This window comes from Acinetobacter sp. TG2027, assembly GCF_000302435.1.
In the GTDB taxonomy this organism is placed as follows: Bacteria; Pseudomonadota; Gammaproteobacteria; order Pseudomonadales; family Moraxellaceae; genus Acinetobacter; species Acinetobacter pittii.
Genome location: NZ_AMJN01000040.1, coordinates 209,849 through 226,284, shown reverse-complemented (window position 1 = coordinate 226,284; position 16,436 = coordinate 209,849). Strand labels below are relative to the sequence as shown.

Below are 16,436 nucleotides of genomic sequence, written 5' to 3'. Positions count from 1 at the left end.
GTTGATATTTAAATAAAAGCTCTATTGAAATTAGATACCCTACAAAAAAAATCGGGTTTTAAAACAATTATTTCAGCCTACTTTATGTATAGCTTAGTTTGTCGATATGAGGCATAATGCCCTACAACGTAGCGGTGTCATATAATTGAGAAGTCTAAATTTAAGGATTAGCGTTCTCAATCATGCGACACTTTAATCGCTATCCCATATTTAATTAGGGAATGGGACTCTTCACCGAGGTTGTAAAATGAGACAAACGATTTTAGCTGTATTGTCTTTATCAACGCTTGCCGCACTTTTGACTGGGTGTGGTGGTGATATGGTACTTCTAAACTCTAAAGGTCCAGTTGGTCAAGGTCAAAGTGACCTTATGATGACTGCGATCTATTTAATGTTACTTGTGGTGATTCCTTCAATCATCATGGCATTATGGTTTGGTTGGAAATATCGCGCGTCAAATAAAGATGCAGACTATAAACCTACATGGGCACACTCAACTGCAATTGAAGTTGTAGTATGGGGTATCCCTGTCATTATTATTGGTATTTTAGCTTGGTTAACTTGGTGGGGTTCCCACAAGTATGACCCATACCGTCCTTTAGAATCAGATAAAGCACCTTTAACTATTCAAGTTATTGCTGAACAGTTTAAGTGGATCTTTATTTATCCTGAACAAAACATTGCAACAGTTAACGAAGTACGTTTCCCTGAAAAAACTCCGTTAAGCTTTAAAATCACTTCTAACTTTACAATGAACTCATTCTTCATTCCACAGTTAGGCGGCCAGATTTATGCAATGGCAGGTATGCAAACTCACCTTCATTTGTTAGCAAATGAAACTGGTGTATATCGTGGTTTCTCTTCTAACTACTCAGGTTACGGTTTCTCTCAAATGCGTTTCAAGGCGCATAGTGTTACAGAGCAACAATTCAACGAATGGGTAGCAGCGGTTAAAGCAGGTAATGGTTCAACCATTAACCCAGAAGCAGTTCAAAAAACTACGCTTGACCAAGCTGAATTGGCAACCTTACGTGATGGTAACCGTTCTAAGCATCAGATCGAGCATTTAGTAAATCGTGCTAAAGCTGCTGGTGATGAAAAAGCAGTTGCTGAAGCTGAAGCTATGAAACCGTTCCCGACTAAGCCACACCCTGTGACTTATTACTCTACTGTTGAGCCTAAATTGTTTGAAACAATTATCAACCACTATATGAGTAACTATCATGGTGTTGACCACTCTGCTGAACACGCAACAGCTGACACTCATGCTGCAGCTGAACACGCTGCTCAAGGGGAATAAGACATGGATATGATTTTTGGTAAACTGGGTTGGGACTCTATCCCGACAGAGCCAATCGTACTTGTCACCATGGTCCTTATGGCAATTGGTGCAATTGCAGTGCTTGGCGGTATCACCTATTTCAAAAAATGGGGATATTTGTGGAATGAGTGGTTTATTACGGTAGACCATAAAAAAATTGGTATCATGTATATCATCGTATCTGTTGTCATGCTTCTGCGTGGTTTCGCCGATGCGATCATGATGCGTTTACAACTTTTCCTCGCTAAAGGCGGCGGCGAAGGTTATCTACATCCTGACCACTACGACCAGATCTTCACCGCACACGGTGTAATCATGATCTTCTTCGTAGCAATGGGCCTCGTTGTAGGTATGATGAACATCTCTGTACCTTTACAGATTGGTGCTCGCGACGTTGCTTTCCCATTATTGAACTCTTTAAGCTTCTGGCTATTCGCTGGTGCTGCTGGTTTGATGATGCTTTCACTTGTATTAGGTGAATTTGCTGCGACTGGTTGGATGGCTTACCCTCCTCTATCTGGCATTCAATATTCTCCTGGTGTAGGTGTCGACTACTATATCTGGGCACTTCAGGTTTCTGGTCTAGGTACGCTTTTATCTGGTGTTAACTTCTTCGTTACCATCATCAAAATGCGTGCACCTGGCATGAAATTAATGGACATGCCTATTTTCACGTGGACTTCACTTTGTACGGCTGTATTAATCATTGCATCATTCCCTGTATTAACAGGTACACTTGCAATGCTTACTCTAGACCGTTACTTCGGCTTCCATTTCTTCACAAATGAGCTTGGCGGTAGCCCAATGCTTTATGTGAACTTGATCTGGACATGGGGTCACCCTGAAGTATATATCTTGGTATTACCAGCATTTGGTCTATACTCAGAAATCGTTGCAACCTTCTCTCGTAAAGCGTTGTTCGGTTACAAGTCTATGGTGTATGCAACTATCGCGATTACTGTTCTTGCGTTTGTTGTATGGCTTCACCACTTCTTCACCATGGGTGCAGGTGCGAACGTTAATGCGTTCTTCGGTATCATGACCATGGTTATTGCGATTCCTACTGGTGTGAAAATCTTCTCTTGGTTATTCACCATGTATAAAGGTCGCATCACCTTTACTACTCCAATGTTATGGACGCTTGGCTTCCTTGTAACATTCGGTATCGGTGGTTTAACTGGTGTACTTATGGCTGTTCCACCTGCGGACTTCTTGGTACACAACTCATTATTCTTGATCGCTCACTTCCATAACGTAATTATCGGTGGTGTGGTGTTTGGTATGTTTGCCGGCATCATTTACTACTGGCCAAAAATGTTTGGTTGGAAGCTCAACGAAGCATGGGGTAAAGCTGCGTTCTGGTTCTGGTTCTTCGGTTTCTATTTTGCATTCATGCCACTTTATATCCTTGGTTTCATGGGTATGACTCGTCGTTTGAATACATATGACAACCCTGAATGGGATCCGTACCTTGCGATTGCATTATTTGGTGCTGTTCTTGTTGCGATTGGTATTGCATGTTTCTTAATGCAAATCATCGTTGGTTTCTTACAACGCAAAGACAACATGGACCTTACTGGCGATCCATGGGATGCTCGTACGCTTGAATGGGCGACCTCTTCCCCTGCTCCATTCTACAACTTTGCACATGAACCAGATGCAAGCGGTATCGACCGTTTCTGGACTGACAAAGAAAATGGTGTAGCATACGCACGTAACACTAAATATGAAGACATCCACATGCCGACTGATCGTGCTGCTGGTTTTGTCATTGCAATGTTCATTACTCTTCTTGGCTTTGCACTCATCTGGCATATTTGGTGGCTCGTTGTTGTTTCATTCGTTGCAGCTGTTGTTAGCTTGATCGTAAGCTCATTCACTAAGAATGTTGACTACTACGTTCCTGCTGCTGAAGTTGAGCGTATTGAAAACGAACGCTATGCTTTACTTGAAAAACACTTGAAGAAGGACTAAGGAAATGGCTGAAGTACTTCATCACGACAACCACGGCCATGACGGTCATCATGAACATGATGATACCGACTTAACGGTTTTTGGTTTCTGGACATACTTGATGAGTGACTTGATTCTTTTCGGATCACTCTTCATTGCGTTCGCTGTATTAAGCAGTCATGTTCCAGCAGGCACTCCAAGCGCATATGACCTATTCCATGACTCATTAGGCTTCGTGTTAACTGAAACATTTGCCTTATTGATTTCATCGGTAACCTTTGGTTTTGCTGTACTTGCATCTTATAAAAAGAATGTAAATCAAGTTATCACTTGGTTATTTATTACATTCCTTTTTGGTGCATCGTTCATTGGAATGGAAGTCTATGAATTCCATCACCTTGTACATGAAGGCCATGGTCCAACTCACAGTGCATTCTTATCATCGTTCTTTACTTTGGTTGGTACACACGGTATCCACGTAACTTCTGGTTTAGTGTGGATGCTAGTATTAATGTATCAAATCAAAACTAAAGGTTTGACTTTACCGAATACACGTCGTCTTGCTTGCTTAAGCTTGTTCTGGCACTTCCTTGACATCGTTTGGATCTGTGTATTCAGCGTCGTTTACTTACTGGGAGTTCTCTAATGAGTAGTCATGAGCATAATGCTGCTGGTGCGTCACACGGTAACTTTAAGCAATACACTGTTGGATTTATCCTTTCTGTTATCCTCACCATCATCCCTTTCGGGATGGTGATGGCGGGTGGTTTCAGTCGTGGTCTTTTAGTTACAGTGATTGCAATCACTGCGGTTGCTCAGGTTCTTGTACAACTTGTGTACTTCCTACACATGAATACATCATCTGAACAACGTTGGAATATGATTGCATTCATCTACACAATCTTATGTATCGCCGTACTTTTAATCGGTTCTGTGTGGATTATGAATTACCTTCACTACAATATGATGATCTAAACTGATTGTCATGTTGAGAAAATATCTATTCCTGACTAAACCAGGAATTCTCTTCGGTAATTTCATTACCACCTTGGGCGGCTTTTTCTTAGCCGCCCAAGGCTCTATAGACATCTTATTATTACTTCTCACCCTACTTGGGACAACTTTAGTTGTGGCTTCTGGTTGTGTGGTTAATAATGTTATAGATCAAGATATTGATACAAAGATGCAGCGCACACAAAACCGCGCACTAGTTAAAAAAACAATCTCTCCTACTGTTGCGCTGATATATGCATTAGTGCTTGGAGTAATTGGTTTTAGCATTTTGTGGTTCGGTGTAAATGGTTATGCATTTTTGTTTGCAATGATTGGTTTTATTGTCTATGTCGGTTTTTATAGTTTGTGGACCAAACGCACCTCAATCCATCAAACCGTCATTGGTAGTATCTCCGGAGCGAGCCCTCCTGTTATTGGTTATACAGCAGTAACTCATCAATTTGATGTGGCAGCCTTGCTTTTGTTTTTAGCATACGCTTTATGGCAAATGCCTCACTCTTGGGCAATTGCAATTTATCGTTTTGATGATTACAAGAATGCGGGAATTCCAATTTTGCCTGTAGCACGTTCTATTTATCGTACGAAAATTGAATGTGTAATCTATATCCTATTATTTGCAGCTGTTTTGAATGGGTTATATTGTTTTGGCTATACCAATGTATTCTTTTTAATTACTTTTAATGCTTTGACTGCATATTGGTTATATTTATCAGTTATTGGATTTAAAGCCGAAAATGATCAATTGTGGGCTAAACGTTTTTTCCTGTACTCGGTCATATTAATTACCCTGTTAAGTTTGAGCTTTAGCTTTACCTATCAATCCCCTGCTCCAAATCTTCCTCTCTTTTAAACAAGAGAGGATTTCCTCCTTATAGCAAAGAAGTTTTACTTTTCTGATCAAAAGATTTGTTTTTAGTCGAACTTTTACCTATAATTCAGCCTTCGCAATTTTTGCGACATAACTTATTAAGTTATGACTCCTTGCTTCTAATTTTTTTATTAGAGGCTGTTTAAACCGTAAGGAGCTGACAATGCGTCATTACGAAATCGTACTTTTGGTACACCCAGACCAAAGCGATCAAGTTGTAGGTATGGTTGAACGCTATATCTCTCAGATCAAAGAAGCTGAAGGTCAAATTCACCGTTTAGAAGATTGGGGCCGTCGTCAATTGGCTTACCCAATTAACAAAATTCACAAAGCGCACTACATTCTTATGAATGTTGAATGTGGTCAAACTACGCTTGATGAGTTAGAAGAATTATTCCGTTATAACGACGCGATCATTCGTAACCTTATCATCCGTCGTGAACACGCAATCACTGAAGAGTCATTGCTTGCTAAGAGTGCTGAAGAAAAGCGTGCGCGTAAAGCTCAACGCGAAGAAGCACAGCAAGTTGCTCAAGAAGCTGAATAAGGAGAACATCAATGGCACGTTTTTACCGTCGTCGCAAGTTCTGCCGCTTTACAGCTGAGAATGTTGCGTACATCGACTACAAAGATATCGACACTTTAAAACAGTACATCACTGAAAACGGCAAGATTGTTCCTAGCCGTATCACTGGTACTAAAGCTCGTTATCAACGTCAATTAGCACTTGCTATCAAACAAGCTCGCTATTTGTCTTTGATTCCGTACACTGACAACCATAAGTGAGGTGATCTGTGGACGTTATCTTATTACAACGCATTAAGAACCTTGGTAAATTAGGCGATAAAGTATCAGTTAAAGCTGGTTACGGCCGTAACTTCCTTATCCCTCAAGGTAAAGCAGTTGCAGCTACTGAAGCTAACACTGCTGCTTTTGAAGCTCGTCGTGCTGAACTTGAGAAGCAAGAAGCTGAAGTTTTAGCTGCTGCTCAAGCACGTGCTGAACAATTGAATGAAGTTAACATCGTTATCACTGCTAAAGCTGGTGACGAAGGTAAACTCTTCGGTTCTATCGGTACTCGTGACATCGCTGACGCATTAACGAATGCTGGTCTTACAGTTGACCGTGCAGAAGTTCGTTTACCAAATGGCGCGCTTCGTCACACTGGTGAATTCAACATCGCAATCCAATTGCACCATGATGTTGTTGCAGAAGTTCTCGTTACTATCGTATCTGAGTAATTTCTCATCAAAAAAAAGAGCATGCTTTTGCATGCTCTTTTTTTATGTTTCAAATTTTAAAATAAGATATATTAATTCCTGATCAGTTCTTCAGTTTAATTGGTTTTTTAATTAGGTAGTTTATTTAATTTTGTTTTAAGATAGTTCTCGGCTTTACAGCCTCTTTGTGTACACCCTTCTTTATCATCAGGTCTAATTATGTCTCAGGCGAATGCCACTTCTTTAGCGCTTTCATCTCCAACAGAAAATAAAACGAGTGAATCAGGCCAACTTAAAGAGTTTCGCACTCCCCCACACAATTTAGCTATTGAACAGGCTGTTCTAGCAGCCCTGATGACAGTTGCCGAATCTTTCGAACAAGTTAACGATGTACTCAAAGAAAATGATTTTTACGCGACTCGCCATAAATATATTTTTCGTGCAATCGAGAAATTAGCACAAGAAAACTCACCCTATGATGCTGTCTTAGTAAGTGACTGGCTTTTAAAACAAAATTTACTTGATGCTATCGGTGGCGAAGAATATTTAATGCAGCTCATGGCTGACTCACCTTCAAGTTTCTATAACTTAGAAACTTATGCCACTAAAATTAAAGAATTTTCTACGCTTCGTAGCATGATTAAAGTTAGTACTGAAATTTTACAAAATGCTTATGACACGAAAGGCCGCGGTGTTAGTGAAATTTTAGACTTAGCTGAAACAAGTATTTTCTCATTAGCAGAACAGCACAATAACAATAAAAAAGATGCTGGTCCTAAATCTATTAGTTCTGTTACCGCAGACGTAATTAGTAAGCTTGATGAGCTTTCAAAATTAGATGGCAATATTACAGGTTTAACGACAGGCTTCTTAGAACTTGATAACAAAACATCTGGTATGCAACCTGGTGACTTAATTATTGTTGCTGCACGTCCATCGATGGGTAAAACTACTTTTGCCATGAATCTGGTTGAGAGTGTTTTGCAATATAATAAGTTACCTGCTCTGGTCTTTTCAATGGAGATGCCAGCAGACTCGATTGCGATGCGTCTTATTTCCGCAATGGGTAAAGTCCATCAAGGACATTTACGTTCGGGGAATTTAGATGCAGATGAATGGACCAAGGTGACTGGTACAATTTTGCAGCTTCAGCAAATGCATTTATATATTGATGACTCATCAGCCCTACCTCCAACTGAACTTCGTGCCCGTGCTCGTCGTGTTGCCAAAATGCATGATGGTAAAATCGGTTGCATCATGGTCGATTACTTGCAGCTCATGAAAGTCCCGGGCATGGGTGATAACCGTGTAGGCGAGATCTCGGAAATTTCACGTAGCTTAAAAGCATTAGCGAAAGAAATGCAATGTCCTGTTATTGCACTTTCCCAGCTTAACCGAAGTCTGGAAAACCGTCCAAATAAACGCCCTGTAATGTCCGACTTACGTGAATCCGGAGCGATCGAGCAGGATGCCGACTTAATTATGTTTATTTACCGTGATGAGGTTTATAACAAAGAGTCAAAAGAAGCCGGCACTGCAGAGATTATTATTGGTAAGCAGCGTAACGGTCCAATTGGTTCAGTTCGTCTTGCTTTTGAAGGTCAATATACTCGATTTAGTAATCTCTCTCCTGAGTATTACAGCCAATATGATGATGAAGAATAAGCTCTATCTCTAGCCCAAAGGAGTAAATGAGGGTGCGCCAAGCAACAGTTTATATTGACCGCAATGCAATTCAATATAACTTAAACCGTGTCAAACAACTTGCAACAAATTCAAAAATTGTAAGTATGGTAAAAGCCAATGCTTATGGACATGGAATCAAAGACTGTTTAGCAGCCTTAAATGCATCAGATGCCTTTGGTGTCGCCTGCCTACAAGAAGGTCTGGAAATCCGTGAACTCGGATTTCAACAACCTGTTACTTTAATTGAAGGGGTATTTTCTGAAGATGAAATACCAATTGCGATTAAACAAAAATTTGAATGTGTCATTCACCATCAACAACAGTTTGAATGGTTGATTAAACACAAACAAGCATACATCAGCCAAGGCTTAAAAGTCTGGGTTAAACTTAATAGTGGGATGAACCGGTTAGGTTTTAAAAATCCAGAAATTATTGAAGTTATTAAGACTTTAAAATCTGAAGGATTTACTTGTGTACTTGCGATGCATTTCGCAAATGCAGATGTAGACCATCCACTTAACGAGCAACAAAAACAACAATTTCTACAAGTTAAACAAGCTTGTGATCCAGTGTTAGCTTCTTGCTGTAATTCTGCTGCTATTTATAAATGGCCAGAGTTACATTTTGATTATGTTCGTCCGGGTATCATGCTTTACGGCGCCTCGCCTTTTGCAGATCAAACAGTCTATGATCTTGACTTAAAACCAGTGATGACTTTTTCAGCAGAAGTGATTGCACTCAATCATATTCAAACTAATGAACATGTCGGTTATGGATCAACTTTCTGCGCTACGCAAGCAATGGATATCGCGATTGTTTCTATAGGTTACGGTGATGGTTATCCACGAGCTTATATTAAACAAAACTATGTCGCTATTGATACACAACCCTGTGCGGTTGTAGGGCGAGTGAGTATGGATATGATTGCAATCGACGTGACAGGCATGAAAGTAAAATTAGGCACTCCAGTTGAACTCTGGGGTCCACATCGCTTAGTTGATGATGTTGCGGATGCAAACGGAACGATAGGATATGAATTACTCTGTCGCTTAAGTAATCGCCCCACTCGTAAAAGCACTTAAATAATAAAATATAAAAAAATCCAAGCATGCTTGGATTTTTTTATTTAAACATTCAAAATTTATCGCCAGTAATCATCTGTAGGCTTTGGCATTTCCTGTAATCCCCGACGAAGAGTATCTGACCATTGTTTACTAATCTGTGAGAAATAAGGATCATCTTCGGTAATTCGTTTACCCATGGGAATAACAAAGCTATCTTTAATGTAGACCAATGCATCAAGTGGTAAGCCAACCGAAACATTTGAACGCAAAGTCGAATCAAAAGAAATCAGGCTACAACGTAATGCATCATCTAGTGGCATTGCATAATATAAAGCTCGATCCAGAATAGGCTTCCCATATTTACTCTCACCTATTTGAAAATAAGGTGTATCTGTAGTTGCGCAAATGAAATTGCCTTGTGGATAAACATTATAAAGTTGCATGTCACCACCCTTAATCTGCCCACCCACCAAAATACTACAGGCATAATTCATTTGTTCTTGGGTGTCCGAACTAATATCCTCTAAAACAGTTTTTAAGGTTTTGCCAATTAGTTCAGCCGCCTCAAACATCGTATTAACACTATATAGATTAGGCTCTTGCTGCAAAGTCAGGGCATTTTGCAAATGACCTATAACAGCTTGTGTTGTTGCTAAGTTACCTGCAGTTTGCAAGGCGATAAAACGTTCTCCGGTAACGCCGAAAGTATGCAGTTTTCGGAACACAGAAATATGGTCAACTCCTGCATTGGTTCTTGTGTCACTAATAAACACCAAACCTTGCTCCAATCTTAGCGCACAACAATAGGTCATTTCATTCTCTTTACATTCAACATGCCAACACTTGAACCACAGACATCATATTCTCAACTCCACCTTGCTCTCTTACGCCACGAATAGGTGCCACATCGAGATAGTCACGACCTACTGCAAGGTAGATGTGATGTTTGGGTGTAAACAACTGATTGCTTACATCAAAACAATACCACTGATTTTCTAAAAATACCTCCGCCCAAGCGTGACTGGCCAGGTGCGGATAGTTTTGATCAAATAGATAACCAGAGACATAACGTGCAGGTAATTGTAGCGCACGACACATCGCAATTAAAATGTGAGCATGATCTTGGCATACACCTTGACCCGCATGAAATGCTTCAATCGCAGTTGTCTGAACCGAAGTACTTTCAGGCTGATAAAGTATTTTGTGCAAGATATATTCGCTTAATAACGCAATATGCTGTCGGTCCTTGGCCACTACAATATTTTTGGCAAAGTCCAACATTTCCGAATCACATCGAGTTGCACCTGTCATCTGCAAAAACAAATTTGTAGGTGTAGAGAGATCTACACAACCTAGTTCTACATTTTGAAGCTCAACAATTCCTTGGGCCATAAATGTAAGATGTTGATATGGATAACGCTGACTAGCCGTCATCCATACATTGTTAAATATATCTCTCTTTATTGTTTTATCACCTGGCACGCTAATTGCCCAATTCATAACATGTTGATGAGGCGATGTTTGAGGCATCATTTTAATATACTGAATGCTGTTCCGAGCAGTTTCAGTATAGCTATAATGCGTTTGATGATTAACCATCAATTTCATAATCAGCCCTCAAACATATTTTCCAACTGCTGTGTAAAATTATAGTAAACGTCCCACGTAAGTTGCTGCTTTAGTACTTGCCAATTTTCATCTATATTTTCCCAATTCAAATTAGCGAGCCGTTGTACCACAGTATCTAGCTCTGATATGAGAACGGATAAATCTTCTCCAAAACGCAGTTCTATATCAAATTGCTCTACTTTTTGGCCTAAATGCAAAAATAAACGAACATCTTCATGTTCCGCTTCTAGTATTCGTGTGCATTGTTCGACTGCTTTACTCAATGCATCAGGTTGAGCTTGAAGCGTATTAATCACATTATTTAATTCTGCATAAGCATGTGATGACAAAATACCTCTTAGTTCCTGAATATTATCTTTAGCAATAATGAGCTGGTTCAGTAATGAAAATGTTTGCTTCTTGTCTAACATATAGTGATTTAGTAATTCAGCATTTTCTATAACCAAACCAAATGCTGCTGCAAATCTTATTGCTTTCTCATCTTCTGTAAAGGGTAAATGAGAGGCTGCAAATTTAACTCGCATCAAATATCGACCCAACCAATATATTTGATGCGCACTCGAATTGAGTAAAACCATAAAGTTCCTCTTTAACCCACAATCAGGAATGTAATGTTTCAACAACCCATGTATCTTTTATACCGCCACCTTGAGACGAATTTACAACTAAAGAACCCGCCTGCATGGCCACACGTGTTAAGCCTCCAGGCACAATCTCTGTACGATAAGGTGAACTCAATACAAATGGACGCAAATCAATATGACGCTCAGTCACCCCGCCTGTCGTTAAAGTTGGAGCGACAGATAAAGCTAAGGTAGGTTGTGCAATATACATATGAGGCATCGCAATCAATTTTTTTCTAAAGTCATCAATTTCGCATGAGCTTGCTTTAGGTCCAATCAACATGCCATATCCGCCCGAACCTTGTGCTTCCTTAACGACTAATTGATCAAGATTAGAAAGTACATAGTCTAAGTGTTCTTCTTTACGGCACTGATAAGTGGGTACATTTTTTAGAATTGGTGTTTCATCTAAATAATATTGAATCATTTGATCTACATAAGGATAGATAGATTTATCATCAGCCACGCCTGTTCCAGGTGCATTTGCAATCACAACATTTTTTTGTAAATAAGCAGACATAAGACCTGCTACACCTAAAGCACTGTCTGGTCGAAATGCTAAAGGATCTAGAAAGTCATCATCTAAACGGCGGTAAATTACGTCTACTTTTTGACGCCCACGGATAGTTTTGACAAATACTTGATCATTTTCTACAAATAAATCCCGATTTGTAACCAATGGCACATCCATTTCACGCGCTAGAAAAGCGTGTTCATAATAAGCACTGTTAAAACGCCCTGGTGTTAGCACCACAATAAAAGGTTGATCTGCAGAAGAATTTTCTTGCAATATTTCTTTTAAAAGTTTTGGATAATGCTCAATCCCCTGTAAATTATTGGCTGTACATAGCTCAGGCATTAATTTCTGGCTAATATTTCGGCTCTCAATCATATAAGACACCCCAGATGGTGTTCTCAAATTATCTTCTAATACAAAAAACTCCCCTTCACCATCACGGATAATATCGATCCCGCTAATTTGTGAATAAATTTTTCCCTTTAAAGAATGTTTAAGCATATGGGGCTGGAAAGCGTCATTTCCCATAATTTGTTCTTCAGGAATGATTTGTTCTTTTAAAATATGTTGTCCATGATAGATATCATCTAGGAAATAATTTAATGCTTTAACACGCTGTGCACAGCCTGAGGCAATTTTTTCCCATTGTTTTTTCTCGATTACTCTTGGAATTAAATCAAAAGGAATAGTGCGCTCCGTTCCTTCTTTATCGCCATAAACATTAAAAGTAATCCCATGATAAAGAAAATGCTGTTTTGCTTGAGTATTTAACTCCTTTAACTCATCTAAAGTACGGATGCTTAACCATTGTTCAATTTTTTTAGAAGCTGCACCATTTGACGTTACATCATCAAGCATCTCATTAAAGAACTGTGATTTGAGTTGCTCAAAGAGATTGGTTTGCACAGAAATATGTTCTAAAAAAGAGGTTGAGTTAATGAGTGCTGTTGTTGTCTGCTCTTGTATAAAAAAATCATTGTCTAAATGTAATTCATGCTCTTGTTCTGACATAACCACCTCGTCTTATCATTTATCTATATTTCATTTTTAAATAAGCAATTTCAGTGCCACTTATATATCTGTAATACTTGTACGGCATCATTGTTATAACTTTCTTCTAAATCTTATCATCGTTTGCTCAATGGGCTATAAACTGAATCTGGCAAACTTGCTAAATCTGTAAAGTTTTTTTATTGTGTTGACACCAAAGCAATTGGATATAGATGTATTACGCTTATGTCTGTAATAGAAAAAGAAACTTCGAATAGTTTATATCGCCAATGGCAGATCTTGTCTCGCCTACCGACCGGCAAATGGATCGGGACTCGAGAATTGCAAGAAATGCTTGAGCGTGAAGGTATTGATATTAGTTTAAGGACTATTCAGCGTGACTTAAATCAAATTGCTCAGCGTTTTCCGATAGAGAGCAATAAAGCCGTACCTCAAGGCTGGCGGTGGCAATCAGATGCACCTATTCAAAGCTTACCTCACATGACAAGTTCTCAAGCGGTAACCTTTATGATGGTTGAGGAGCACCTTAAGCACCTCCTTCCTCCGAGCCTGCTTGATGAGATGGGACCATGGTTCGATTTGGCCAAACGTAGTCTCTCTACTCAAAATAATGTGAGACAGTGGATTAACCGTGTACGTATTGTTCCGGCAAGTCAACCTCTTATTCCACCTGTAGTGGATCGTGCCGCTCAGCAGGCAATTTATGAAGGTCTACTACAAGACAAACAGATTGAGTGTGTTTATCGGGCACGGGTCAATCAGGGTGAAGACAGAACTTATGTTTTAAATCCTTTGGCTTTGGTACAAAAAGGTGCAGTCATTTATTTAATTTGCACAAGACATGACAAAACTGAAGTGCAAACATTTGCTCTGCACCGTTTTAAATCAGCAAAAGTATTAGACAGCCGAGCACTGCATCCAGTTAATTTTGATATTGATCATTATATTGATTCAGGGGCTTTAGGCTTTAGAGTGGACTACAACCAGCCAACTGAATCAATTCAGCTCACCCTAACTATGACAGAGCAAACTGCGAAAACCTTTTATGAAAGTCAGTTAAGTAAAGACCAAACAATTACTCCGCTTGAAGAAAATATTGTAGAAGTTTCAGCAACCGTACCTTTTACATCTCAACTAGTATGGTGGCTACGTAGTTTTGGCAAGAAATTACTGCATATTGAGCCAGTTCAAGTACACAACGCTGTACGTGAAATTGAAACTGATAGTAAGTAGATATAAAAAAAAGAACCATAAGGTTCTCTTTAGATTTTGAATTATAATTTTCTTAATTTTATATTGTTCTTATTTTTTTACTGTTTTCAGATCAATGTGTTCTCCCCCATCAAAACTGATCTGCTCTTTCTTTTGCGCTATTTTGAACATGAGCATTGGCATGCCATTTCATATCCATTGTAGCGAATTGATTTCATTGTCATGGTTAAAGCCCTCTTGTTTGAACGTGAATTCAATATAACTGGCGGCTTAAAATATGTGAAATAAGAAAAAAAGGAAGCAAAATCTCTTTTCTTCCTTAGGAAGTTTACATATATTTTTTGAACAGAAAATAAAAAAGCCCAGTCTTAACTGGGCTTTTTGTACATTTAAATGATTAAGCTGTTTTCTTAATCATATTATTCTTACGAATTGTGATCATTACAAGTTGAACTGCTGCTGGTGTAACACCAGGAATACGGCTTGCTTGAGCTAAAGTTTCTGGAAGAACTGTTTTTAACTTCTGCGTGATTTCACGTGACAATCCAGACACGACATCATAGTCAAAATCGGCAGGAATTTTAGTTTCTTCAAGACGCTTTAATTGAGCAACATCTTCATGCTGACGGTTAATGTAACCTTCATATTTCACAGCAATTTCAATTTGCTCACCCACTTGTTCTGAAACTTCAGAACCAGTAAGTTCAGCAATTTGACCGAAGGTGATATTAGGGCGCTTGAGCAAATCAATCGCACTACATTCCTTACTCAAATCAGCACCCGTCATTTCAACGAATTTTTTACCCATAGGGTTATTTGGTGCTGCCCATAAATGTTGTAAACGAGAGGTTTCACGCTCAACCGCTTCCATTTTCTCGCAATAAGCAGCCCAACGAACATCATCAACCAAACCAAGTTCACGACCAATAGAAGTCAAGCGCTGATCCGCATTATCTTCACGTAACATCAAACGATATTCAGCACGTGAGGTAAACATACGGTACGGTTCTTTAGTACCTAACGTAATGAGGTCATCAACCAACACACCCATGTAAGCTTGGTCACGTTTAGGCGTCCATTCTTCTTGCTCCCACGCACGACGCGCAGCATTTAAACCTGCAAGTAAACCTTGGGCACCAGCTTCTTCGTAACCTGTTGTACCATTAATTTGACCAGCAAAGTACAAGCCATTAATTGCTTTAGTTTCAAGTGTAAATTTCAAAGCTTGCGGGTTGAAATAGTCATATTCAATTGCATAGCCTGGACGTAAGATATGGGCATTTTCCATACCACGGATTGAACGTACAAGCTCGAACTGAACATCAAACGGTAAAGAAGTCGAAATACCGTTTGGATAAAGCTCATGTGTATCTAGACCTTCTGGTTCCAAGAATACTTGATGTGAGTCTTTATCAGCGAAACGATGAATCTTATCTTCGATTGATGGACAGTAACGCGGACCTACACCTTCAATAACACCAGTGTACATTGGTGAACGGTCTAAACCACCACGAATAATATCGTGGGTTTTTTCATTCGTATGCGTGATATAACAGTTTACTTGTTCAGGGTGCATAGAAGCATCACCCATGAATGACATCACTGGAGATGGGAAATCACCCGGCTGCGGAATCATGACTGAAAAATCAACTGAACGTGCATCAATACGTGGTGGAGTACCGGTTTTTAAACGTCCCACTGGTAATTTTAATTCACGTAAACGTTGAGCAAGTGCAATAGAAGGAGGATCTCCCGCACGACCACCGCTTGATTTTTCTAAACCAACGTGGATGACACCACCCAAGAATGTGCCTGTAGTCAACACAACAGTTTTAGCATCAAAGCGAATACCCATTTGGGTAACAACACCTTTAACGGTATCGCCTTCAACAATCAGGTCATCAGCTGCTTGCTGGAAAATATCAAGATTTGCTTGATTTTCCAAAGTATCACGGATGGCAGCTTTGTAACGAACACGGTCAGCTTGAGCACGTGTTGCACGCACAGCTGCACCTTTACGCGAATTTAAAATACGGAACTGAATACCACCTTTATCGGCAGCCAGAGCCATTGCACCGCCAAGTGCATCAATTTCACGGACTAGGTGAGACTTACCAATACCACCAATTGCTGGGTTACAACTCATTTGGCCCAAAGTCTCAATGTTATGGGTCAAAAGCAAAGTCTGTCGTCCCATACGCGCAGCAGCAAGGGCCGCTTCCGTACCTGCGTGACCGCCACCGATAACGATAACATCATAAACTTTAGGATAGTGCATGAGTACAAAAACACCAGAAAAAAAAGACGGAACATTATAG

Annotated in this window: 16 protein-coding genes; 11 read left to right on the top strand and 5 right to left on the bottom strand. The window is 39.6% G+C overall.

All coding sequences use genetic code 11. The features are described 5' to 3' along the window. Window positions 1-247: 247 nt before the first annotated feature. From cyoA to alr, 10 genes are all read left to right on the top strand, one after another. Window positions 248-1,300 carry a ubiquinol oxidase subunit II gene (gene cyoA, locus B806_RS0110745; protein WP_002119579.1) on the top strand — a complete coding sequence of 351 codons (1,053 nt, stop codon included), beginning with the start codon at window positions 248-250 and terminating at the stop codon, window positions 1,298-1,300. A 3-nt stretch (window positions 1,301-1,303) separates the two neighbouring features. Further along, window positions 1,304-3,295, top strand: coding sequence for a cytochrome o ubiquinol oxidase subunit I (gene cyoB / locus B806_RS0110740; protein WP_005068497.1), 1,992 nt, complete (start codon window positions 1,304-1,306; stop codon window positions 3,293-3,295). A 4-nt stretch (window positions 3,296-3,299) separates the two neighbouring features. Next, on the top strand, window positions 3,300-3,920 hold the full coding sequence (gene cyoC, locus B806_RS0110735; RefSeq protein WP_002119759.1) for a cytochrome o ubiquinol oxidase subunit III: 621 nt from the start codon (window positions 3,300-3,302) through the stop codon (window positions 3,918-3,920). After that, window positions 3,920-4,249 carry a cytochrome o ubiquinol oxidase subunit IV gene (locus tag B806_RS0110730; protein ID WP_000094534.1) on the top strand — a complete coding sequence of 110 codons (330 nt, stop codon included), beginning with the start codon at window positions 3,920-3,922 and terminating at the stop codon, window positions 4,247-4,249. The genes cyoC and B806_RS0110730 overlap by 1 nt, the downstream gene beginning before the upstream one ends. 10 nt (window positions 4,250-4,259) lie before the next feature. Further along, window positions 4,260-5,138, top strand: a complete 879-nt coding sequence (gene cyoE / locus B806_RS0110725; RefSeq protein WP_002119614.1) for a heme o synthase — start codon at window positions 4,260-4,262, stop codon at window positions 5,136-5,138. Window positions 5,139-5,319: 181 nt separating this feature from the next. Then, window positions 5,320-5,703: a 30S ribosomal protein S6 gene (gene rpsF / locus B806_RS0110720; RefSeq protein ID WP_002119610.1), complete on the top strand. Its 384-nt coding sequence runs from the start codon at window positions 5,320-5,322 to the stop codon at window positions 5,701-5,703. 11 nt (window positions 5,704-5,714) lie between these two features. Continuing rightward, window positions 5,715-5,942, top strand: coding sequence for a 30S ribosomal protein S18 (rpsR, locus tag B806_RS0110715; protein ID WP_000090661.1), 228 nt, complete (start codon window positions 5,715-5,717; stop codon window positions 5,940-5,942). 8 nt (window positions 5,943-5,950) lie between these two features. Next, entirely contained in the window at window positions 5,951-6,397 is a 447-nt protein-coding gene (rplI, locus tag B806_RS0110710; RefSeq protein WP_000382591.1) for a 50S ribosomal protein L9, read from the top strand. A 198-nt stretch (window positions 6,398-6,595) separates the two neighbouring features. Continuing rightward, on the top strand, window positions 6,596-8,041 hold the full coding sequence (dnaB, locus tag B806_RS0110705) for a replicative DNA helicase (protein WP_002119718.1): 1,446 nt from the start codon (window positions 6,596-6,598) through the stop codon (window positions 8,039-8,041). 32 nt (window positions 8,042-8,073) lie between these two features. Then, the gene (gene alr, locus B806_RS0110700) at window positions 8,074-9,144 is read left to right on the top strand and encodes an alanine racemase (RefSeq protein ID WP_017403013.1); all 1,071 of its coding nucleotides are present in this window, start codon (window positions 8,074-8,076) and stop codon (window positions 9,142-9,144) included. A gap of 59 nt (window positions 9,145-9,203) precedes the next feature. Here alr and B806_RS0110695 read toward each other — a convergent pair whose 3' ends face one another. Genes B806_RS0110695 through B806_RS0110680 form a run of 4 tightly spaced genes read right to left on the bottom strand, consistent with a single transcriptional unit; the run spans window position 9,204 to window position 12,906 of the window. Next, window positions 9,204-9,938: a proteasome-type protease gene (locus B806_RS0110695; RefSeq protein WP_002119721.1), complete on the bottom strand. Its 735-nt coding sequence runs from the start codon at window positions 9,936-9,938 to the stop codon at window positions 9,204-9,206. A gap of 16 nt (window positions 9,939-9,954) precedes the next feature. Further along, a complete protein-coding gene (locus B806_RS0110690; RefSeq protein ID WP_017385456.1) occupies window positions 9,955-10,734 on the bottom strand; it encodes a transglutaminase family protein in 780 nt (259 codons plus the stop codon). A 2-nt stretch (window positions 10,735-10,736) separates the two neighbouring features. Further along, window positions 10,737-11,333 (bottom strand): alpha-E domain-containing protein, encoded by a 597-nt coding sequence (locus B806_RS0110685; RefSeq protein ID WP_017385457.1) that lies wholly within the window; start codon window positions 11,331-11,333, stop codon window positions 10,737-10,739. A 22-nt stretch (window positions 11,334-11,355) separates the two neighbouring features. Further along, entirely contained in the window at window positions 11,356-12,906 is a 1,551-nt protein-coding gene (locus tag B806_RS0110680; protein WP_017403012.1) for a circularly permuted type 2 ATP-grasp protein, read from the bottom strand. Window positions 12,907-13,131: 225 nt separating this feature from the next. Here B806_RS0110680 and B806_RS19940 point away from each other — a divergent pair, with 225 nt between their 5' ends. Then, on the top strand, window positions 13,132-14,139 hold the full coding sequence (locus B806_RS19940) for a WYL domain-containing protein (protein ID WP_017385459.1): 1,008 nt from the start codon (window positions 13,132-13,134) through the stop codon (window positions 14,137-14,139). A gap of 376 nt (window positions 14,140-14,515) precedes the next feature. On the opposite strand, the gene mnmG is transcribed toward B806_RS19940, so the two are convergent. Continuing rightward, window positions 14,516-16,396 (bottom strand): tRNA uridine-5-carboxymethylaminomethyl(34) synthesis enzyme MnmG, encoded by a 1,881-nt coding sequence (gene mnmG / locus B806_RS0110665; protein ID WP_017385460.1) that lies wholly within the window; start codon window positions 16,394-16,396, stop codon window positions 14,516-14,518. Window positions 16,397-16,436 lie beyond the last annotated feature (40 nt).